The organism is Brevibacillus laterosporus LMG 15441, assembly GCF_000219535.2.
GTDB lineage: Bacteria > Bacillota > Bacilli > Brevibacillales > Brevibacillaceae > Brevibacillus_B > Brevibacillus_B halotolerans.
In genome coordinates this window covers 3,748,216-3,769,816 of record NZ_CP007806.1, presented here as the reverse complement: position 1 = coordinate 3,769,816, position 21,601 = coordinate 3,748,216, and the positions used below count along the sequence as shown (strand labels likewise).

Here is a 21,601-nt window from a genome sequence, read left to right as displayed (position 1 = left end):
TATGGAAATAGCGATGAAATCGCATGTGGGGTGCGTCCGACAAGTTAATGAGGATTTTTATGCCTGTGCAGTTGACCTGGCTGGACGCGTACTTGCAGTTGTCGCAGATGGCATGGGCGGTCATCAAGCTGGCGATGTTGCGAGCAAAATGGCGGTTGAACGCATTTTAAAAGAAATGAAAAAAGTTGAACATAGCATGGCTCCTTTAGAAGAGCGAGAATTATTGATGGATGCTTTACTTCTTGCTAATCAAGAGGTATATGAGTATGCCGAGGCACATCCGGAGTGTAATGGGATGGGAACCACAGTCGTTGCTACACTAATAGGAAATGATGAGGGTGTCACCGCACACATTGGTGATAGTCGTTTGTATATTTATAAGGAAAATGAGCTGATTCAGCATACAGAGGACCATTCGCTTGTACAGGAATTGTTAAAAAGCGGGCAAATCAATCAAATGGAGGCGTCCCTGCATCCGCAGCGCAATGTCCTGATGAGAGCTCTAGGTACGGAGGATCATGTTCGAATTGATCTGGGACAGTTTGAGTGGTCAGATGGCGATATTGTGCTGCTTTGCTCAGACGGATTATCCAACAAAGTTCCAGAAGAGATCATAGAGGAATGGTTAGCTAAACCAATACCTTTGCAGCAAAGCGTGGACGCACTCGTTCAATATGCACTTGATGCAGGGGGAGAAGATAATATTACTTGTGTGGCCATACGTAATAAAAAGAAGCCTTCGCAAGTCTGTGAGAAAGAGGGGGGAGGAGAATGCAAGGTCAACGACTAGGTGGGCGCTATCAACTTGAGGAAGTGATTGGTGGCGGCGGAATGGCTATTGTTTACAAAGCCAGAGATCTTGTATTAAATCGAATCGTTGCCGTCAAATTGCTAAGACCCCAATTTGGCACGGACGAAGACTTTGTAGAGAGATTTCGCAGAGAAGCGCAAGCGGTAGCAAGTCTTTCGCATCATAATATCGTCAATGTTTATGATGTTGGGCAAGACGATGATATTCATTATATGGTGATGGAATATATCGAAGGCTCAACCTTAAAGGAAATTATCACCGCCCAAGGTGGCATGATGATGAGTGAGGCGGTTCGAATCGCGATGCAGGTGTGTGACGCACTAGATCACGCCCATCAAAACCAGATCATTCATCGCGATATTAAGCCGCACAATATCATGATTGGAACGAATGGTCGTGTGAAGGTAACGGATTTTGGGATTGCCCGTGCGGTTACGTCACAGACGATTACACAGACGGGTTCGGTACTTGGCTCAGTCCATTATTTTTCTCCTGAACAAGCTCGTGGAGGAATCACGGCAGAGAAATCCGACATTTATTCTCTCGGAATTGTACTGTATGAAATGGTTACCGGCACGTTGCCATTTTCAGGAGATTCACCCATTACTGTAGCGCTTAAGCATTTACAAGACCCATTGCCTGAACCACGTAAATTAAATCCAGCTATTCCACAAAGCTTGGAAAATGTTATTATTCGTGCTTTGGCTAAGGACCCATTTCAGCGCTACAAGTCTGCACGGGAAATGTATGAGGACTTGGAAACGTGCTTGTCAACAGAAAGACGTCATGAATCAAAGCTTACGTTTGCAAGTGATATAGATGATGAAGAAACAAGGGTCATTTCAGCAATCACGCCAGATATGCTGGAGAAAAATAAACAAGATAGCTATCAACCGAGAACCTATCCTACCCGCACTCCTCAAAAGGTGGCAAGCACAGAGGAGCAATATAGAGACGAGGAGGAAGAGGAGGAGGAGAACTTGGCTAACAAGAAAAAGGGGATCTGGTGGAAGCGAAGCCTTCTTTGGTCTGGTATCGCTGTTCTATTCGTTGTTTTGGCTATTTTTGGTTTTAACCTTGCAATGAAGATACTCACTGTTCCAGAAACAGATGTACCTAATGTGATTGGAATGACGAGAGAGCAAGCAGATACGGCCCTGAAAAATGCTGGATTAAGTGCTACGTTTGAAGAGGCCTTTAATGCCGAAGACAAGGGCAAGGTTTTTGAGCAAGATCCAGCGGCAACAAGGCGCGTTAAAGAAAATAGCGCAGTAATTGTAATGATCAGTAAAGGAAAACAATTGCTACCGACTCCTGATTACGTCGGTATGTCACAACAGGAAGCAGAACAAAAAGCACGTTTAGCTAACTTTAAGGAAGTAAAGATTGTTATGAAAGAAAGCAATGATGTTCCAGCGGGACAGGTCATGACTCAAGATCCAATGCCAAATGTTAATCTTGCTTTTGTAGATACTGTCATGACCTTAACGGTTAGTGAAGGGAAAAAACGGACAAAAGTACCAAACGATTTAGTTGGTAAGCATTGGGAGATGGCGAAAGCTTCTCTTAACAATGTAAATCTAAAGGAGGGAGAATTATCAGAGCAGGGTTCTTATGAACACCGGGAAAGAGGTATTGTCCTTTCCACAAATCCTCCTGCTAACACTGTAGTCGAAGAAGGTACGAAGGTTAACATGGTAATAAGCAATGGACAATGGCCTTCTGATGCCAAGATTGTAAGTGTTCCTGTTCATGTTGAGCACGATCCTGTCGAAGTACCTTCTGCAACCATTGAAATCGTTGTAAATGATGCTCGCAAAACGGAACTAAAGCCCATTCATCAATCTATATCAGAAAGCGCTGATTTTAGCGTTGAAGTAATCTTATCGCCAGAGACGAATGGAAAAATCGAGGTTAGGAAGAATGGCGAAACAATCAATACCATAGATGTTGATTATCAATCGTATCCGTAATACGCTGGAGGTACATGCATGCCAGAAGGGCGAATTGTAAAAGCATTAAGTGGATTTTATTACGTGGCCGATCAAGCGAATCCAGAGCGAATCGTCCAATGTCGAGCTCGTGGCTTGTTTAAAAAGAAAGGGGCAAAGATTACCCCTTTAGTTGGCGATTGGGTTGTATTTGAGGCCCCAAATGATCGAGATGGGTATGTGATGGAGATAGAAGAGCGAACAAGTGAGCTGGTTCGCCCTTCTATTGCCAATGTTGATTTAGCTGTCCTAGTATTCTCTGCTAAGGAGCCTGATATGAGTCCGTTGCTGTTGGATAAATTCCTTGTGCATACGGAGCATGCTGGCATTGATGCGATTATTGTTATTACGAAGGCAGATTTATTGGAAGAGCAAGATTGCAGCAGGTTTGTAGCGGAATATGAAAAGGTGGGATATCGAGTGATTCCCACCTCCATTCTTGATCGGCGTGGTGTAGAACAAGTCCGTGAAGAGCTGATTGGAAAGCTAGCGGTGTTTGCTGGACAATCAGGAGTAGGGAAATCATCTTTGCTAAATGCTATTTTTCCAGGAATAAGTCTACAAACGGGAGAAATCAGCCAAAAGCTAGGACGCGGTCGACACACTACTCGCCACGTAGAGCTGCTTCCATTAAAGGAAGGTGGCTATGTTGCGGATACACCTGGATTTAGTTCATTGGATTTTATCAATATGACCGAGCTAGATTTGGCGCAAGCATTTCGTGATTTTGAGCAACGAAGCGATGAGTGTAAGTTCCGGGGATGTTTGCATATAACGGAACCAAGCTGTGCAGTCCAAGCGGCTTTGCAGGCTGGTGAAATCGTTGAACATCGTTATAAACATTATCTACAGTTCATGGAAGAGTTGAGAGAATACCTGAGGAGGAACAAACAATGGTAAAAATCGCACCATCTATTCTATCAGCTGATTTTGCTCGCTTAGGAGAAGAGATTAAAGATGTAGAACGTGGAGGCGCTGACTGGATTCATGTAGATGTAATGGATGGTCATTTTGTCCCTAATATTACGATAGGTCCCTTGATCGTCGATGCGATTCGTCCAGTCACACAACTTCCTTTAGACGTACATCTGATGATTGAAGAACCGGATCGCTATATCGCTCAATTTGCTAAAAGTGGAGCAGATTACATCACTGTTCATCAGGAAGCTTGCCGCCATTTACATCGAACTATTCACCACATTAAAGAACAAGGTGTAAAGGCAGGGGTTGTTTTAAATCCAGCTACTCCAATTAGCACGATCGAGCATGTGCTAGAGGATTTGGATCTGGTGTTATTGATGACGGTAAACCCAGGCTTTGGCGGTCAAAAATTTATACATAGCGTATTACCAAAAATACGTGATCTACGTCATTTATTAAATGAACGTGGTTTATCTCATGTTGATATTGAAATTGATGGTGGGGTAAATGCTCAAACGGCACGCTTGTGTGAGGATGCTGGAGCAACTGTACTTGTCGCAGGTTCTGCTGTTTATAATCAACCAGATCGAGCAAAGGCGATCGCTGAGATTCGCGGCTAACAAAAAAGGATGACTCTCTCATTTTTATACGGAGGGAGCATCCTTTTTTTATGACCATCTCTGTGAGCTTTTGGATTCGTTTAATATAGGAAAAAAAGAATGAAAAGAGTATGTAAATATTACAGTGTGAATCCATAATAGGAATGCGTACCTTGAAGATTAAAGGTGCGCATTTTATATTTACATGCATATTTGTCTTTGGTGACCTAATAAAGAACAGATATTTATGCATAAAAAATGCATAAAAACCGAAAAAATGTATAAATGCTGGTTTTGAGCAGGTTATAAAGGCGAATATATGTGAATAGATGATTAGTTTTGATCGCACACTATACGGAGATTTTATTTGAAGTAAGCTGATAGGACAAGAATTATGGTTAGATACGCACTGTCTTTTTATGAAGTTTTAAAAAATATTATTAAATTTTACTTTCTTATTTTTATACATATGGTATTATAAATATAAGTTTTCAGTGTTTCGTAAATAATTGGATTACACACATCGTAGATCATCGGTGTTTCATACAGGAGGGTATTATTATGAGAAAATCTACAAAATCATTCGCAGCAATTGCCTTATCTACTTTATTATCTGTTTCTTTATTAACAGGCTGTGGTTCTGCTAGTCAGGACAGTGGAAATGCAGCTAACAAAAACACAGATCAAGCAACGGCTAAAACCTTAACGATGTTCACGTCAGCGGATTACTATCCGTATGAATTCCATGAAACAAAGGATGGCAATGACCAAATTGTAGGCATGGACATCGATATTGCTACTTATATTGCAAAGGAACTTGGTTATGAATTAAAAGTAGTGGATACAGATTTTAATGGTCTGGTTCCTGCTCTTCAATCAAAACGAGCAGACTTCGTAATGGCGGGGATGTCCACTTCACCTGAGCGTAAGAAGAATGTAGATTTCTCCAATAATTATTATGAAGCAAAAAATACATTAGTGAGCAAAAAAGACTCGCCTATAACCAAGCCAGAACAGCTATCAGGTAAACGGCTAGCCGCTCAAATTGGCTCTATGCAAGAAAAGGCCGCTCAAGTGATTGCGAAAGAGGTTAATGGGGTTGAGGTGGTTTCCTTAAATAAAATGGGAGAAATCATTCAAGAGGTGGTTACGGGTCGATCTGCGGCGGCAGTTGTAGAAAATACCATCGCCCAAGGCTTTCTGGAGAAAAACCCTGGTTTGCAATCAACGGTTATGACAACAAATAATACAGAAGGTTACGCAATTGCTTTCCCAAAAGGATCAGAACATGTGGAAAAGTTTAATGAAATCTTGAAAAAGATGGAAGAAAACGGTGAAATGGACAAACTGATTAAAAAGTGGCTGGGACAATAATCCCAGTCTGCTTTTTTTACGGGACAAGATGATGAAGCAGAGGTGAACATAAAACATGAATACAAGCATACCAATAGATTTTTCAGTGCTTACACCACATATACCCTACATGCTAGAGGGTATGGGAATTACCTTACAATTTACGGTTTTATCGGTTTTTTTCGGATTTATTCTGGGCACAATCCTAACCCTATGTAAAATATCCAATAGCAAATCTTTACAGATATTTGCTGCTTTTTATACAAGTATTTTTCGTGGTACACCATTGCTGGTTCAACTCTTATTGATTTATTATGCCATTCCGCAATTAACCGATTATCAGATTCCAGCTTTATTTGCTGGGGTTCTCGCTTTTAGCTTGAATTCCGCAGCCTATTTGTCAGAGACCATGCGCGCTGGAATTTTGGCTGTAGACAAGGGGCAGTGGGAAGCGGCTAAGGCATTAGGGGTTCCTTACTCTCGCATGATGAAGGATATTATTTTTCCTCAGGCGATTCGTAACATTTTACCTGCCATTATGAATGAATTTATTACCTTACTTAAGGACTCATCCTTAGTATCCGTTATTGGAGTGGCGGAAATCTTGCGCCGTGCAGATGTCGTCAAGGGTCAATTGTATATTTATTTTGAGCCTTTAGTGTTTGCAGGCTTACAGTACTATATTTTGGTTATGATTTTAACGCTACTGTCTACATGGCTAGAACGGAGGCTGCGTCGTAATGGTTAAAATTGAAAGTTTGCATAAAGCATACGGGAAACTGGAGGTTCTGAAAGGAATCAGTACCAGCATTAAAAAAGGGGATGTAGTTGCTATTATTGGACCATCTGGTTCGGGCAAATCTACATTTTTACGTTGCATGAATATGCTAGAGGAGCCTACAAAGGGACAAGTAATGATCAACGGGATGGATATTACCAATTCGAAGGGAAACATCCAAGAGATTCGGCAGAAGGTGGGAATGGTGTTTCAGCATTTTCATTTGTTCCCACATATGACGGTACTGCAAAACCTGACCTACGCACCAATCAAGGTAAAAAAATTAACGAAGGCGGTTGCGGAGAAAAAGGGAATGGAGCTTTTGGAACGCGTTGGGCTGGCTGATAAGGCAGGGGTCTATCCAAGTAGCTTATCAGGTGGGCAAAAGCAACGTGTTGCGATTGCGCGAGCCTTAGCAATGGAACCAGAGATTATGCTCTTTGATGAGCCCACGTCCGCTCTTGATCCAGAAATGGTCAAAGAGGTCTTAGAAGTTATGAAAAGCCTGGCGAACTCTGGTATGACAATGGCAATTGTTACACATGAGATGGGCTTTGCTCGTGAAGTGGCAGATCGTGTACTGTTTTTGGATGGCGGGTTGCTAATTGAGGATGCCTCCCCGCAGGAGTTTTTTACAAATCCAACAAGTGAACGTGCCCGTCAGTTTTTGGAAAAAGTATTATAAAAAGCCGAAGTAAAACGCCGAAATAAAAAGCAGTGTAAAAGACAGGTGTTGTCCCTATTGGACAGCACCTTTTTTCGTGTCGAAACTCAATTTTATTCATGCTTATCCATTGGTAATGTAGTATTCAAAGTAGTGATTTTTGATGTGACATTTTTAGTATTCCGATATATTGTCCGTATGCGTATGATTAGAAAACAAATAGAATGAAGGGGGAATAATAGTAGATATAGATGGAATTCTTCTGTATAAAGGAGGAAACATAGAGGGCTCTTATTTTAGCATATCGAGGACAAAGAGTACGAAATCGGAGTGTTTGAGATTCTACATAAATTCAATGGTTTTATACTAGGCTTACGTTTACTTCCCCTAGGAGCGACCGTACAATATAGAGTAGCTTCCTAAATGAGCTAAAACAATTTGATATGAAAAAAACTACTAAGAGGCACGTACTGGAGAAAGGAATGTAAGCACAATGATTGATTTTACTATACATATTTGCACAGGTGGAGACCTCGATATGCTGCCGCAGATGGAGAGAGAGGATTTATTAATCGGAGTGGACGGGGGAGCGATTGCTTTACTAGAAGGAGGGATGATCCCGCATATTGCCGTGGGGGATTTTGATACCATTCAGGAAGAGGGGCTTAGACTGCTTCAGGAGGCAGGTATTGCTATTAAAAAGTTCTCCGCCATGAAGAATGCCACTGACACGGAAATTGCCGTAGAGATCGCTATGGAGGCTGCACGAGAGCATTTGCGTGATTTGAGTGCTACACTAGATAGCGAGGATGGTGTCGTGCATTTATATCCAGATCATCGCTTCAAGATCATAATGTATGGGGCGGTAGGTAGTAGATTGGATCATTCGCTTGCCAATTTATCACTGTTAAAAAAAGCGCATCGTGAAGGTGTCTGGATGGAGATTGTTAATCGACAAAATCGTGTCATGCTGTTATCCGATCATTTTCCAAACGTCAATCTTCGCGGACACTCTGGTGAATTTCTGTCCTTAGTGCCAGCTTCGCAGGAGGTGACTGGCATTTATTTAACAGGCTTTGCTTATCCATTGACCGATGCGACTATTGCATTTGGCTCCTCTATTGGGATTAGTAATGAATGGGCAAGTGAATATGGCAAAATAGAACGTGCATCAGGGGATTTATTTGTGATCGCAGCCCGAGATTGTTAAATCTTTACACAGGCTTTGGATTCTTACCTGCTGCTATTGATTTTTCTAGAAAAACTAGCAACAAATGAACTTTGGACGCATATACATATCAGGTAGGCAGGTACTGTTCTTACGTGATGAAGTTTTTCTATTTTTCCCCGGCATACTGGACATATGTTTGACCCTCTTCGGAATATGTATGTAATAGCTTTATTACGGAATAAGCCTAAGGGGGGTGCGACCTGGTATGAGTTTTCGCTCGTTTCACGTGAAGCAGGGGATGGCAATCAAGCGCGTTCTCGGAGTCATTTTTGGAGTGGGTGGACTTATCCTCATTTTGAATACGATGCCCCTCTGGGTGTGGTATGCCATCTTGGGAACAGCACTCATAGCAACAGGCTGGTTTTTATTTCATCACAAGTAATTCCGGAGTAAGGAGGGGTCAAGATGCGTTTCTATACGATCAAGTTGCCGAAAATTCTAGGTGGTATGGTTCGCGCCATGATTGAAGCTTTCAATAAGAAAGCCAAGTAAACGCTGAGGATGTGGCTCAGATGAGAGGCGACATTCGATTGCCCATCAGCATTTTAAACAGGCATTCACCCTGTATTTTTTGGTAGGTGGATGCCTTGGTATTTATGATGATTCCCATCTTAGGGGATAATAATAGTAAATAAAAAAAGCACCCAAGAAAGGTGCTTTTTTTACATGTTACATGTAAGTGCAACGTTGTCGTATCTAGTCAAAGACCAGACAGACCCATTCTATGACGAACCAAACAAATTGATTCGCTTCTAGCTCAGCCTTTGCTGAGTTATACGCGAGTTACAAGACCAGATTTCAAAGCTCTAGTGCTTACATAAACGCGTTTTGGTTTCCCGTTAACAAGGATGCGCACTTTTTGAACGTTAACACCCCAAGTACGGCGGCTAGCACGCATAGAGTGAGAACGCGCATTACCAGCTTTCGCTGTTTTTCCAGTAACAAAACATTTACGTGACATTTACATCCACCTCCCTTGAAGCTATTAAACAAGCCCAATACGGGCATAAGAACAGCTTGATCCATAGTATCATAGCAAGCTGTCAATTGCAATACTTGACAGGAAATTCCCTGTGGCTATTTCGACAAATGAAAAAACCTTCAAATCGCACTTTACTTATAGTAGAATGGGGTGAAGTACAAGATATACCATTATACGGATTGGTCTTTTGTAAAAGGAGGAACCTGAAATGCCAGTTGAAATGAATACACCTCTTGGAAAAATTGATGTTAGTGAGGAAGTAATCGCTCGAATTGCTGGCGGGGCCGCCATGGAAGTATTTGGATTGGTGGGTATGGCTTCCCGTAAAGCATTAAAGGACGGAATTGCAGAACTTCTAAAAAAGGATAATTTGAGTAAAGGCGTTGTTGTTCGCAATGAGAATAACGATGTTAGCTTAGATTTGCATATTATTGTGAGCTATGGTACAAAGATTTCTGAAGTGGCTGGCAATGTGCAGAGCCGTGTGCGATATACACTCGAACAAACGCTAGGAGTCGAGGTATCGGCGATTAATATATATGTCCAAGGGGTCAGAACAGACCGTGAACTGTAAGGAGGAAAAGTAGTGGTACACAAGCGTCTTGATGGCGTGCAATTTAGTCAGATGGTTTATCTAGGCGCCAATAACCTGCATACGAACTACAAAATAGTAGATGCTTTAAACGTGTTCCCTGTTCCAGATGGCGATACTGGTACAAATATGAATCTTACGTTTACAGCTGGTGTAGAAGAGCTTTCCCGTAAAGAGTCTGCACACATCGGTAATTCAGCTCAGGCGTTGGCAAAAGGACTTTTAATGGGGGCCCGCGGAAACTCAGGTGTTATTTTGTCTCAATTATTCCGTGGATTTAGCAAGGTGGTGGCAGGTAAGGAAACCATCGATGCTCGCACGTTTGCAGATGCATTAAAAATGGGCGTGGATACAGCATATCAGGCGGTAATGAAACCAGTAGAGGGTACTGTTCTTACGGTAGCACGTGAAGCTGCTGAAATGGCTGTTAAAATCTCTCGCACGACGGATGACATCCTTACTGTGATGGACAAAACCTTTGAACAGGCAAAGCTTACTCTAAGCCAAACCCCTGAATATCTGCCTGTTTTAAAAGAGGTAGGCGTTGTTGACTCCGGTGGGCAAGGATTGGTTTACATCTACGAGGGCTTTGTTCGTTCCTTGCATGGTGAGAAGGCTGTTGAGCAAAAACAGATGCCTGGCAAAGCTACTACGTTACAGAATATGAGTGATCTGGTTGAAGAGAAGCATAGCGCTCAATCTCAATTAAAAACAGAAGACATTCTGTATGGATATTGCACGGAGTTCATGGTGTATTTGACTGGAAGTACAGAAGCGAATAAAAAGCCTTTTGCTGAAGCCACGTTCCGTGCGCAATTAGATACAATGGGAGATTCATTGCTGGTTGTATCTGATGAGGATGTCATCAAAGTACATATTCACGCTGAACACCCAGGAAATGTGCTTAACTATGCACAGCAATTCGGTTCACTGCATCGAATTAAAATTGATAATATGCGTGAACAGCATTCCAATATCCTGCGTGAAGAAACAGCTCACGTGACTTCTGAAGAAGTACAGGCTGAATCAGCATCTATAGCAATCAAAGATGAGCAAGAGCTCCCAGTACCTTATGGAATTATTGCGGTAGCAGCAGGAGACGGAATCGCGGAGATTTTCCAAAGCTTAGGAGTACAAGTAGTGGTTCAAGGTGGACAAACCATGAATCCAAGTACCGAAGACTTCGTAAAGGCTATTGAAGAGCTTCACGCTGAAAAAATGATTATCCTACCAAATAATAAAAACATCATCATGGCTGCACAACAGGCGGCTGTATTGGCAAGTGTACCTGTTGCTGTTGTACCGACGAAGAGTGTGCCACAAGGGATGGCAGCGTTGGTAGCATTTAATGGCGGAGAAGAATTAGAGAGCAATAAAGAAATGATGACAAAAGCGCTGGAGCAGGTAAAAACAGGGCTGGTTACGCATGCAGTTCGAGATACCAAAATGGGGGATGTCGAAATTGCAGAGGGTGACTTTATTGGAATCAACGAAGGAACCATCATTACAGCACAAGCAGATATGATGGACAGTGCTATGGAGCTTTTGAAAAACATGGTAGATGAAGAGACAGGGCTGGTTACAATTATCTATGGTGAAGGTGCTTCCGAAGAGCAGGGGGCCCTACTAGAGGAAATGCTAGCGGATTTATTTGAGGATGTGGAAGTTGAGATCCTTTCTGGTAGACAACCACTTTATCCTTTCATTTTTGCTGTCGAGTAGGAGAGGAGTAATGTTACGTTGTCACCTATTGTAATTGTTACGGATAGTGCGTCAGATATTGATCCAGCTCTGATTACAGAGCTAGGTATTGAGATCGTTCCTTTGAAGGTGAGCTTTGGTGCTGAAACCTTTCTGGATGGAATCACTATACGCTCTGCTGAGTTTTTTGAGCGTTTACGTTCGTCCGACGTATTTCCAAGAACATCTCAGCCATCACCAGTAGAGTTCTCTCAAAAATTCCAAGAAATTAGTGAGAAGCATGGTGCGGATGTTTGCATCATTGCTATTTTGTTGTCCAGTCAGTTATCGGGTACGTACCAATCCGCTGTTATTGGCAAGGGAATGCTCGAACAAGACCTAGACTTGACGATTATTGACTCGAAGAAGGGTGCTATGTTTGAGGGACTCCTTGTTGTTGAAGCAGCTAAAATGGCGCGTGCAGGATGCTCTAAACAACAAATTCTGGATGAAGTGGACCGGATGATTCAGCAAATGCAGAATTTCTTTATCATCGACACTTTGGAGTTTTTACAAAAAGGCGGTCGAATCGGTCGCGCTTCCGCATTTATTGGTTCGCTTTTAAACATTAAGCCGATCCTGTCGCTAGATGCAAATGGTGCTGTGTATGCCTTTGACAAGGTACGCGGCAATAAAAAAGCAGTGGCTAGGATGCTGAATGAACTAAAATCCTATGCTGCCGATGCAAGAGTAAAGGTAGCCATTCTGCATGCAAATGCGTTAGAAGAAGCAAAGTCGTTAAAAGAGCGGGTCGCTCAGGAATTCCAGGTAATTGAAACCTATATATCCGAAATTGGTCCTGTTATCGGAGCACATATTGGACCAGGCGGAATTGCCTGCGCAATGGTAAAAGAGTAGGAATAACACAACATTTTATTGTGAATAAAGGTTCACGAAAAACCAAGAGAATAAGGGACACCTTGCTTGAATCGTGCAAATAGCGATTAGGTAAGGTGTTTTTGTTTTGCATTCGTACAAATAAGAGGGTGGGGTTGATATCCAGCAGATGAGCATATGATGAAAGCATTATAAACGAAACATTTTGGCACACGTCCTATAATTATTCATAAGATAAAGATAAAAAATAGTTAGACTCCAAATGGAATGGAGGTCCTTATGAAAAAAACAACACGATTAAAGCAGCTCATTCGTTCTGAAGAAATTGAATTTTTAATGGAAGCTCATAACGGATTATCAGGCAAAATTGCAGAGAATTGTGGCTTTAAAGGAATTTGGGCTAGTGGTTTGACCATTTCGGCTTCGCTGGGTGTGAGGGACAACAATGAGGCGTCCTGGACCCAAGTGCTAGATGTATTAGAGTTTATGAGTGATGCTACTTCTGTACCAATTTTGCTAGATGGCGATACGGGTTATGGAAACTTCAATAATGCAAGGAGATTGGTAAAAAAATTAGAGCAAAGGAGCATAGCGGGTGTATGCATTGAAGATAAGCTTTTTCCAAAAACCAATTCGTTTATCAAAAGTGAAATGCAACCGCTTGCCAATATTGATGAGTTCTGTGGAAAGATTAAAGCGATGAAGGATAGTCAAACAGATGAGGATTTTGTTGTTGTGGCAAGAGTAGAGGCATTCATTGCAGGGTGGGGGCTAGAAGAATCCTTACAAAGAGCTGAAGCTTATCGACAAGCGGGAGCGGATGCTATTCTGATCCACAGTAAAAGATCCGATGTCACAGAAATTGATGCTTTCATGAAAGAATGGGCGTTTAGACATCCTATTGTGATCGTACCGACTAAATATTACAAAACGCCGGTGGACAAATTTGAAGAATTGGGTGTGAGTATGGTCATCTGGGCGAATCACAATCTGAGATCTTCAATTGTTGCTATGCAACAAACCTCGAAACAAATTTTTGAACAGAAAAGCCTCATTCAGGTGGAAGAGAATTTGGCAACGTTAGACGATGTGTTCCATCTACAGAATGCGGATGAATTAAAGGAAGCGGAAAAGAAATATCTCCCTGCAAACGGACTTAAATCCTAGATGTAAAAAAGGATGATTAATGGTGCTAAATACGAATCTGTTTGTTAATGAATTGAGAAAGCGGGGATTCCAATTTTACTGTGGAGTTCCTTGTTCGTTTCTAAAGGATTTTATCAACTATGTCAAAAATGAATGTACGTATGTGGGGGCTACCAATGAAGGCGAAGCTATAGCTATCTCATCTGGAGTAGCGTTAGGAGGAGAAAAGGCAGTTGTTTTTATGCAAAATTCCGGTCTGACCAATGCTGTTTCCCCATTAGTATCACTCAACCATCCTTTTCGTCTTCCAGTTCTTGGATTTGTCAGTTTGAGAGGAGAAGAAGGGATTCAAGATGAGCCACAGCATGAATTAATGGGCAAAATAACGACACAGCTCCTTGATTTAATGCAAGTAAAATGGGAATTTTTATCAGTCGATATAGAAGAAGCGAAGGAGCAGATTAACCGAGCTAATGAATATGTGGAAGCGAATCAGTCTTTTTTCTTTGTTGTCAGAAAGAAAACCTTTGAAAAGGTTAAGCTGTTCAATCAAGAGCCTTCTGGGAAAGGCAATCTATATAAAAAGCAAAAAAATAAACAGGATGCTGTTCCAAAACGTTCAGAAGCGTTGGAGGTTATTAACGCACTAAAAGATAGTCAAACAATTCAGCTTGCCACAACTGGAAAAACGGGACGGGAACTGTATGAAATTGAGGATGCTAACAATAATTTATACATGGTTGGCTCTATGGGATGCATTAGCTCTCTAGGACTCGGTCTAGCCCTAACCAAAAAGGATAAAGAGATTGTTGTCATTGACGGGGACGGTTCCATGCTGATGCGTATGGGGAGTCTGGCTACAAACGGGTACTATGCTCCAGACAATATGCTCCATATTCTACTCGACAATCATGCCCACGATTCTACGGGTGGACAAAGCACCGTATCACATACGATTGATTTTGTAGAAATTGCTTCCGCCTGCGGGTATCTGACATCCACCTACATTCACAGCTTGAAGGAATTGGAAGCCTCCATTCGAGAATGGAAACAAACGAAAGGACTTACTTTTCTCTATTTGAGAATTGCCAAAGGTTCCTTGGAGCAGCTTGGTCGCCCTAAAATAAAGCCTTATGAAGTAAAAGAGAGGCTGCAGGCGTTTGCAAGTAGCAATGTATCCCGTTTTGGAAAGGGGGATATCTGATGCAGATCGTGAAGAGAAATATTTTATTGAATCCCGGTCCCGCCACAACAACGGATAGTGTGAAATACGCCCAAGTAGTTCCTGATATTTGTCCTCGTGAAACAGAATTTGGTGACCTATTGGAATATGTATCTACAGAGCTTACCCAGTTGGTTGCTGATACGAAGGATTACACGACGGTCTTGTTTGGCGGTTCCGGTACAGCAGCTGTAGAAGCTATTATTAGTTCTGTTGTGCGCGATGATACTGTACTTGTCATTAACAATGGTGCGTACGGAAAACGCATATGTGAAATTGCCAAAGCCTACAATCTGCCCCTCCTCGAATTCACTAGTCCTCACGATGATGGAATCGATTTAGTTGCACTAGAAAACACGATCAAAAAATCCTGCCAAAAAATCTCCCACCTAGCCGTAGTTCACAACGAAACGTCTACTGGTCTTTTAAACAATCTTGAAGCGATTGGAGCCATTTGCGAAAAATATCATATTGATATGATTGTGGATGCAATGAGCTCATATGCGGCCGTTCCCATTCAAATGGACAAAATGAATATCAGTTTTTTGGCTGCAAGCTCTAATAAAAATCTACAGGGTTTTGCAGGTGTCGCATTTGTCGTTGCCAATCGAAAGAAATTGGAACGTATCCGGGACAATAAGCCCAAAAATTATTACCTACACCTCTATGAACAATATCAGTTTTTTTGTGAGTCCCGTCAAATGCGTTTTACTCCTCCTGTCCAGACCTTCTATGCACTAAAGCAAGCGATCGACGAATTGAAAGAAGAGGGGGTAGAGAGAAGATACCAAAGATATGTGAAATCGTGGGAAACATTAATCAAAGGCATGGATAGGCTTCATTTGAATTATATTATTCCAAAGGAGCATCATTCCAAAATCATTACTTCCATCGTTGAGCCTGATTGTAGCGGATACAATTTCAATGAAATGCACGATTATTTGTACGATCAAGGCTTTACCATTTATCCTGGGAAATTTGCAGATTCAAAAACATTTAGGGTGGCAAATATTGGGGATATTACCTATAAGGATATTGAGGATTTTTTGAGTATCCTAGAAAGTTATTTACAAGCCATTGGTTATCCTTTTGCAAAGGAAGATGCCTAATGAGAGCAAGAAATAAATGGTCAAAATATTTATTTTTAAAACGGTCAAAAAGTTTAGCACCGTACTTGCCGGAAACACAACGGATGTCAAAAAGCGCCTTTTGGGATTTGATTAATCGGTATGGAAAGGTGATTCTAAAGCCTGTCAGGGGAAGGGGAGGGGCGGGCGTCATTCAAGTATCTTCACTAGGGGATCGTAAATTTAATATACACAGTGAAAATAAAAGGAAGACCATAAAAGGGAAAAAACGGACTTATCACTACATCAAAAAAAAGATAAGATCGACTGCTTATATGATTCAACGGCGAATTTCCCTTGCTACAATCCATAAACGTCCTTTTGATATGCGGATCATTGTACAGCGCAGAAGATATTCTGATTCGTGGAAAGTTACTGCCAGAGCAGCTAAAGTAGCTGGCAAAGGTTATTTCGTCACCAATAATACTAGGAGTAAAGGAAAGATGCTGCACGTTCAAAGGGCACTTCAAAAATCATCACTTAAAAATCATTCGAATCAACTTCTCCTCTCTAATGTTAAACAGGTGGCTTTAATGTCCGCAAAAAGGCTAAGAGTAGCATTTCCATCGCATCGTACCTATGGAATGGATATAGGATTGGATAAGAAGGGGAAGGTATGGATTATTGAAACAAATCATTATCCAGCTATTTCTCACTTCCGCAAGCTGGGTGATAAAGCTATGGTGTATCGAATTTTGGCATATCAAAAGGGTAGATAAGTAGGGACTTTGGAAGTAAAGGATCGGTTTTTCAATGGATCATAGTAGAATAGTAAGGTTCTTGTAACGTAAACGTGGCAATCTTTTATGAATGAATGGTTGTCACGTTGGTTACCTATTTTGCTGGGATATTAAAGTATGCTAAGACAAGCTGACGTAGCAGGTGCGCCCATGGAATCCTATTCATTTTTAATGTTCGGGATATTTCGTTATTGTTTTTTCCTTTTATATGAGAATCTCTATTCCCTTTTTGGCAAACCATACATATACAGGCTACAACAGCAAACTGGAACGCAGAGGTTCACATTGAATAAAAAGGTGAGGTCATGTCATTCTTCCAACGATATTGGACAACCAGACAGGGACAGAAGGCAGGGGGAAGCCAGACTTCAGATTCTGCCTGTATTGACTCTTCGATGTATAGCAATTTGAATCAATTAGAGAAGAAATTCTCTGGAATTCCGGATTTGACTATGCGTGAGCTTCCTTTAAAAACAGGAGAGAAGGCACTATTGGTTTATTTAGATGGTTTGATTGACAAAACCATTGTGAATCGAGATATTGTTCATCCCTTGTTGGTTGCTGAAACCGTATATCCTGAACAAATGGAATCTGTATTATTTGTAGGCAAAATCAAACAAATTAATTTATGGGCTGAGATTGAGGAGTCCTTGTTTCATGGTTGCTGCATTATATTTATGGATGGGTTTCCTCAGGCTTTTCTTATAGAGGCTCAAGGCTGGCCCCAGCGTGCTATTCAGGAGCCGCAGATTGAATCAGCGATTAAAAGTGCTCATCAGGGATTTATCGAGACAGCGAATGCCAATATTTCTATGATTCGGCGCTACATTCCTAGCAGGGAGCTGAAGGTTAAGGAACATACCATTGGAGAACGCGGTGGAGCAAAAGTATCACTCTTGTATTTGGAGGATGTGACGAATCCTCAGATTTTGGACGAGCTTGAAAAAAGATTAGAGTCGCTTACAGTCGATATTATTTTAAATACAGGAGAACTAGAAGGATATTTGGAGGATCGAGCATTTACTCCTTTTCCTCAATTCTCTATGACAGAGCGTCCAGATACAGCAGCTTCCCATATTCTGCAAGGTAGAGTCGTCATCATCATGGATCGGTCACCGGGAGTGTTAGTGGCTCCCATGACCTTTTTTTCATATTTTCAAACCGTAGATGATTATAGTGTTCGATGGTTTGCTGCTTCTTTTATTCGCCTGTTGCGTTTTGTTGCTTTTTTTATCGCAATTTTGGCTCCTGCGATCTATATTGCTTCTGTATCGTTTCATTATGAATTGATACCGCTTCCCTTGCTTTTGACGATTGGAGAATCGCGTGAAAGAGTGCCGCTCCCGCCAATTCTTGAGGCATTTATTATGGAAATGGTATTGGAAATGCTCCGTGAGGCTGGATTACGATTGCCAGCTCCTATTGGACAAACCATTGGTATTGTAGGCGGTATCGTTATAGGGCAAGCGGCAGTATCAGCTGGGTTGGTCAGTAATATCATGGTGATTGTAGTTGCTTTGACAGCGATTGCTTCCTTTATCATTCCGAATTTGGAGATGTCGGCTGGAGTTCGTATGATTCGGTTTCCTATGATGGTGGCTGCTTCTTTATTTGGGATGGTGGGTATCATTTGGGGGCTTATGCTCGTTATTCTGCATCTGCTCTCACTGGAATCGTTAGGTACACCATATGGTGCTTCCTTTTCACCCTTGCATTTTTCCGAACTAAAAGATACCTTCATTCGTTTACCAGTGTGGATGATGAAGAAACGGCCAATCGAGCTTAAACCAAAGCAGGTTGATCGACAGGGAGACAATGGCAGAGGGAATGGTGAACATCATGAGAAAATTGAGTGATCGGAAAATTTCTCTCCTGCAATTTATTTTAACAATCAGTGGGATTGAGGTAGGTACTAGCATCTTGAATCTACCAGCAGATTTGGCTCGTGTAACTGGCACTGATGGCTGGATTTCTATTATTATCGGATACTTGTGTACGATGATTATCAGTCTTTGCATCATCGGGATTATGTCTAAGCATCCAAATAAAACGATGCTCGATGTGTTGATTTACTATGTAGGCTCCTTTTTGGGGAAATCAATCATGGTGGTCTGGATTCTCTATTCCTTGCTTGGGGCTATCACGATCTTTTATACGAGCATCTATATTATAAAAGAATGGGTATTGCCTAATACAATGACATTTCTGATAGTTGCTCTCTTTCTCCTTTGTACTTACATTGGTCTAAGAGGAGGCATTCGCCTAATTTGCCGATATCAGGTGTTCGTATTTTTCTTTACTTTGTGGATGCCTTTAATTTTGCTGTTCTCATTAAAGGATGGTCATCTTACTTTCTTGCTCCCAGTGTTTAAAGAGGGCTGGATGCCTATCTTACATGGAGTGAAAACAACGGTATTAGCGTTCTTAGGCTTTGAATGGATCTTTTTGTTTTATCCTTATTTGGAGAATAAAAAGCAAGCAGTCAAAGGGGTCATCATTGCAAATACAATTACGCTGCTTGTCTATTTGCAAATTACGTTTAGCTGCTTTACCTTTTTTAGCCCAGATGAAATTACAAAATTTATTTGGCCTACGCTCACCTTGGTCAAGCCGGTTCGGTTTTCTTTTCTCGAGCGTTTTGAGATCGTTTATCTTTCCTTCTATATCTTTATTTTTTCCACGTCTGTCATCCCTTACTTGTTTTTCGCGATGGAGAATATTTCGCAACTGTTTCATAAAACGGATTGGCAGATGCCTTACACTATCTTACTTATCTATGCGCTTAGCTACCTGTTTTATCAGCCATCGTATACAGGTATTACGTTTTGGAAGAATTCGTGGGAATGGATGGGCTATTACACGGTATTTGCGTTTCCAGTACTCTTTTTATTGTATACCATGCTGGTTAGCCGATGGAGGGGGGCGACAGTTAAATGAAAAAGCGGGGTAAAAGTAAAGTGTCACAGCTACTGAGCTGCATGGGTGCATGTGCCTGTTTGTTCGGCTTAAGCGGCTGTGGAGATCAGGTTCTTGTGGAGGATATTAATTTAGCGCTGATTTATGCCATGGATCGGACCTCTGACAACCAAATACTAGTCTATGAAATGAGTCCGATCTTTGATAAAGATGCAAAAAAGAAATATGCTGTCTATGGAGCAAAGGCACACACTGTTCGCCAAGCGAAGGACGTGTTCAACAGTGTGGCTCAAGGACAGGTAGTTGTAGGAAAAGTACAGGTTCTGCTGTTCGGGGAGGCAATGTTAAAGGAGGGAATTGTTGCTGATCTGGATGTATCCTTTCGTGATGCTAAAAATGTGGCGAATATGGTGATGGCAGGAGTTAAAGGCTCCATGTCTGATCTTGTAAATAGTAATTTCCCGGATAAATCCATCCTGCCTCGCTATATTACAGATTCTCTTCAAAATAGTGCCAAGCTTAATCAAGGGCTAGAAACTACTCTTCAAAAATTTCATACATTGCTATATGACAAGGGAATCACTCCGGCTATCGCGGAGGTAAAAAAAGATAAGAATGGGATTGTCGTATTGGGAGCGGCTCTCTTAGACAAAGAAGGAAGACAGCATTTGTCCTTGAATCGTCGAGAGAATTTGTATCTGCTAATGCTACAGCGGAAAGCCAAAATTCCGATCTCTTATACCATAGCAGTTCCAACAGCTTCGTTTTCGCAAGGTCAGTCATCAGGTAAAGCGAAAAAGGAAGGCTTTGTGACAGTGAATATTCAACGATTAAAGCCAAAGATAGAAACCTCCTATCAGGATAATCAATTTGTTTTTACGGTTCATCTGGAAATGGACGTCCGAGTTATTGAACGAACCTTACCGATTGATTTGGAAAAAGAAAAGGATAAGCTGGCACATTTTATAGGAAATAAAATGAAAGCTGAAATGGAGACGCTCATAAAAAAGGTACAACAAAAAAAATTGGACCCATTCGGGTTTGGATGGTATGCAAGAGCGTATCAGTATCCGCATTGGAAGAAAATTCAAGATCAGTGGCCTGCTCAATTTTCGAAAGCACGGGTGAATATCCTGCCGACTATCAATATAGAAAGTCGAGGAGTAATCGAATAGATTGAGTAACATGTGTTTTTAGAAGTAGCCGATTTCCCTAACCTACGATACAATAAGGTGTACGAGACTTTTGGGAGAGCGAGGGCTGCTCAAATGAAATTTAAAAGCGTTTTCGATATTATTGGACCCGTGATGGTTGGGCCATCCAGTTCACATACAGCAGGAGCGGCTCGAATTGGACGCGTTGCTCGCACTTTATTTGGGAGACAACCAAAGAAGGCGGAAATCACGTTCTATGGTTCTTTTGCAAAAACCTATCAGGGTCATGGTTCAGATGTAGCGACTGTGGCAGGAATTCTTGATTTTGATACAAGTGACTTACGATTAAAAGATTCCATCCAAATAGCCAAAGACTTTGGAATTGAAGTGATCCTTACTACCTCAGAGCTACAGACGGAGCATCCGAATACGTCTCGGATTAAGCTCTCAGATGAGCAGGATAGTGTAGAGATTGTTGGAATTTCCATTGGCGGGGGCAAAATGCTGATTACTGAAATCAATGGGTTTCAATTAACATTGTCAGCAAGCGCTCCTACATTATTGGTTTTCCATGAGGATCGTTTCGGTATGATTGCTAAGGTGTCCGAGGTTTTGGCTGAGCATCGTGTCAATATTGGCTTTATGGAGGTATCACGACGGGAGCGAGGCAGTTTAGCTCTCATGATCATTGAGCTAGATACGCTGGTTGATCAGGCTACAATACAGGAGATGGAAAAACTGTCGTCCATTGAGCAGGTATTGTTGCTACCTACTGTGTAGCTTGGGCTGCTTTTAAT

At 41.6% G+C, this 21,601-nt stretch carries 22 protein-coding genes; 21 read left to right on the top strand and 1 reads right to left on the bottom strand.

All coding sequences use genetic code 11. The features are described 5' to 3' along the window. The first annotated feature begins 1 nt into the window (after nt 1). The 10 genes from BRLA_RS16495 (at nt 2) to spoVM (ending at nt 8,840) form a co-directional block, all read left to right on the top strand. Complete coding sequence (locus BRLA_RS16495) at nt 2–790, top strand: Stp1/IreP family PP2C-type Ser/Thr phosphatase (protein WP_003336782.1); 789 nt, start codon at nt 2–4, stop codon at nt 788–790. Continuing rightward, complete coding sequence (pknB, locus tag BRLA_RS16490) at nt 772–2,784, top strand: Stk1 family PASTA domain-containing Ser/Thr kinase (RefSeq protein ID WP_003336783.1); 2,013 nt, start codon at nt 772–774, stop codon at nt 2,782–2,784. The genes BRLA_RS16495 and pknB overlap by 19 nt, the downstream gene beginning before the upstream one ends. 18 nt (nt 2,785–2,802) lie before the next feature. Further along, entirely contained in the window at nt 2,803–3,702 is a 900-nt protein-coding gene (rsgA, locus tag BRLA_RS16485) for a ribosome small subunit-dependent GTPase A (protein ID WP_003336785.1), read from the top strand. Beyond that, nucleotides 3,696–4,343: a ribulose-phosphate 3-epimerase gene (gene rpe / locus BRLA_RS16480; protein ID WP_003336786.1), complete on the top strand. Its 648-nt coding sequence runs from the start codon at nt 3,696–3,698 to the stop codon at nt 4,341–4,343. The genes rsgA and rpe overlap by 7 nt, the downstream gene beginning before the upstream one ends. Before the next feature lie 540 nt (nt 4,344–4,883). Next, entirely contained in the window at nt 4,884–5,696 is an 813-nt protein-coding gene (locus BRLA_RS16475) for a transporter substrate-binding domain-containing protein (protein ID WP_003336787.1), read from the top strand. 67 nt (nt 5,697–5,763) lie between these two features. After that, on the top strand, nt 5,764–6,423 hold the full coding sequence (locus tag BRLA_RS16470; protein ID WP_041752648.1) for an amino acid ABC transporter permease: 660 nt from the start codon (nt 5,764–5,766) through the stop codon (nt 6,421–6,423). Continuing rightward, nucleotides 6,416–7,138 (top strand): amino acid ABC transporter ATP-binding protein, encoded by a 723-nt coding sequence (locus tag BRLA_RS16465; protein ID WP_003336789.1) that lies wholly within the window; start codon nt 6,416–6,418, stop codon nt 7,136–7,138. Before BRLA_RS16470 ends, BRLA_RS16465 begins: the two co-directional genes overlap by 8 nt. A 472-nt stretch (nt 7,139–7,610) precedes the next feature. Further along, complete coding sequence (locus BRLA_RS16460; protein ID WP_003336790.1) at nt 7,611–8,327, top strand: thiamine diphosphokinase; 717 nt, start codon at nt 7,611–7,613, stop codon at nt 8,325–8,327. A 226-nt stretch (nt 8,328–8,553) separates the two neighbouring features. Next, the gene (locus BRLA_RS24335; protein ID WP_022584347.1) at nt 8,554–8,730 is read left to right on the top strand and encodes a hypothetical protein; all 177 of its coding nucleotides are present in this window, start codon (nt 8,554–8,556) and stop codon (nt 8,728–8,730) included. Nucleotides 8,731–8,753: 23 nt separating this feature from the next. Continuing rightward, nucleotides 8,754–8,840 (top strand): stage V sporulation protein SpoVM, encoded by an 87-nt coding sequence (spoVM, locus tag BRLA_RS16450; RefSeq protein ID WP_035292591.1) that lies wholly within the window; start codon nt 8,754–8,756, stop codon nt 8,838–8,840. 280 nt (nt 8,841–9,120) lie between these two features. Here spoVM and rpmB read toward each other — a convergent pair whose 3' ends face one another. Further along, entirely contained in the window at nt 9,121–9,309 is a 189-nt protein-coding gene (gene rpmB, locus BRLA_RS16445) for a 50S ribosomal protein L28 (protein ID WP_003341540.1), read from the bottom strand. Nucleotides 9,310–9,538: 229 nt separating this feature from the next. Between rpmB and BRLA_RS16440 the strand changes: the two genes are divergently transcribed. From BRLA_RS16440 to sdaAB, 11 genes are all read left to right on the top strand, one after another. Continuing rightward, entirely contained in the window at nt 9,539–9,904 is a 366-nt protein-coding gene (locus tag BRLA_RS16440; protein ID WP_003336793.1) for an Asp23/Gls24 family envelope stress response protein, read from the top strand. A 12-nt stretch (nt 9,905–9,916) separates the two neighbouring features. Next, nucleotides 9,917–11,644 (top strand): DAK2 domain-containing protein, encoded by a 1,728-nt coding sequence (locus BRLA_RS16435; protein ID WP_003336794.1) that lies wholly within the window; start codon nt 9,917–9,919, stop codon nt 11,642–11,644. A gap of 18 nt (nt 11,645–11,662) precedes the next feature. Then, entirely contained in the window at nt 11,663–12,520 is an 858-nt protein-coding gene (locus BRLA_RS16430) for a DegV family protein (RefSeq protein WP_003336796.1), read from the top strand. A gap of 258 nt (nt 12,521–12,778) precedes the next feature. Continuing rightward, nucleotides 12,779–13,666 (top strand): phosphoenolpyruvate mutase, encoded by an 888-nt coding sequence (gene aepX / locus BRLA_RS16425; RefSeq protein ID WP_003336797.1) that lies wholly within the window; start codon nt 12,779–12,781, stop codon nt 13,664–13,666. A gap of 22 nt (nt 13,667–13,688) precedes the next feature. Continuing rightward, nucleotides 13,689–14,849: a phosphonopyruvate decarboxylase gene (gene aepY, locus BRLA_RS16420; protein WP_041752646.1), complete on the top strand. Its 1,161-nt coding sequence runs from the start codon at nt 13,689–13,691 to the stop codon at nt 14,847–14,849. Next, nucleotides 14,849–15,976: a 2-aminoethylphosphonate aminotransferase gene (locus BRLA_RS16415; protein WP_041752302.1), complete on the top strand. Its 1,128-nt coding sequence runs from the start codon at nt 14,849–14,851 to the stop codon at nt 15,974–15,976. Before aepY ends, BRLA_RS16415 begins: the two co-directional genes overlap by 1 nt. After that, nucleotides 15,976–16,713 carry a YheC/YheD family protein gene (locus tag BRLA_RS16410; protein WP_003336801.1) on the top strand — a complete coding sequence of 246 codons (738 nt, stop codon included), beginning with the start codon at nt 15,976–15,978 and terminating at the stop codon, nt 16,711–16,713. The genes BRLA_RS16415 and BRLA_RS16410 overlap by 1 nt, the downstream gene beginning before the upstream one ends. A gap of 326 nt (nt 16,714–17,039) precedes the next feature. Continuing rightward, nucleotides 17,040–18,590, top strand: a complete 1,551-nt coding sequence (locus BRLA_RS16405) for a spore germination protein (protein ID WP_003336802.1) — start codon at nt 17,040–17,042, stop codon at nt 18,588–18,590. Further along, nucleotides 18,574–19,671 carry a GerAB/ArcD/ProY family transporter gene (locus tag BRLA_RS16400; RefSeq protein WP_041752645.1) on the top strand — a complete coding sequence of 366 codons (1,098 nt, stop codon included), beginning with the start codon at nt 18,574–18,576 and terminating at the stop codon, nt 19,669–19,671. The genes BRLA_RS16405 and BRLA_RS16400 overlap by 17 nt, the downstream gene beginning before the upstream one ends. Beyond that, entirely contained in the window at nt 19,668–20,825 is a 1,158-nt protein-coding gene (locus BRLA_RS16395; RefSeq protein ID WP_003336804.1) for a Ger(x)C family spore germination protein, read from the top strand. Before BRLA_RS16400 ends, BRLA_RS16395 begins: the two co-directional genes overlap by 4 nt. Nucleotides 20,826–20,918: 93 nt before the next feature. Further along, entirely contained in the window at nt 20,919–21,584 is a 666-nt protein-coding gene (gene sdaAB / locus BRLA_RS16390) for an L-serine ammonia-lyase, iron-sulfur-dependent subunit beta (protein ID WP_003336805.1), read from the top strand. Nucleotides 21,585–21,601 lie beyond the last annotated feature (17 nt).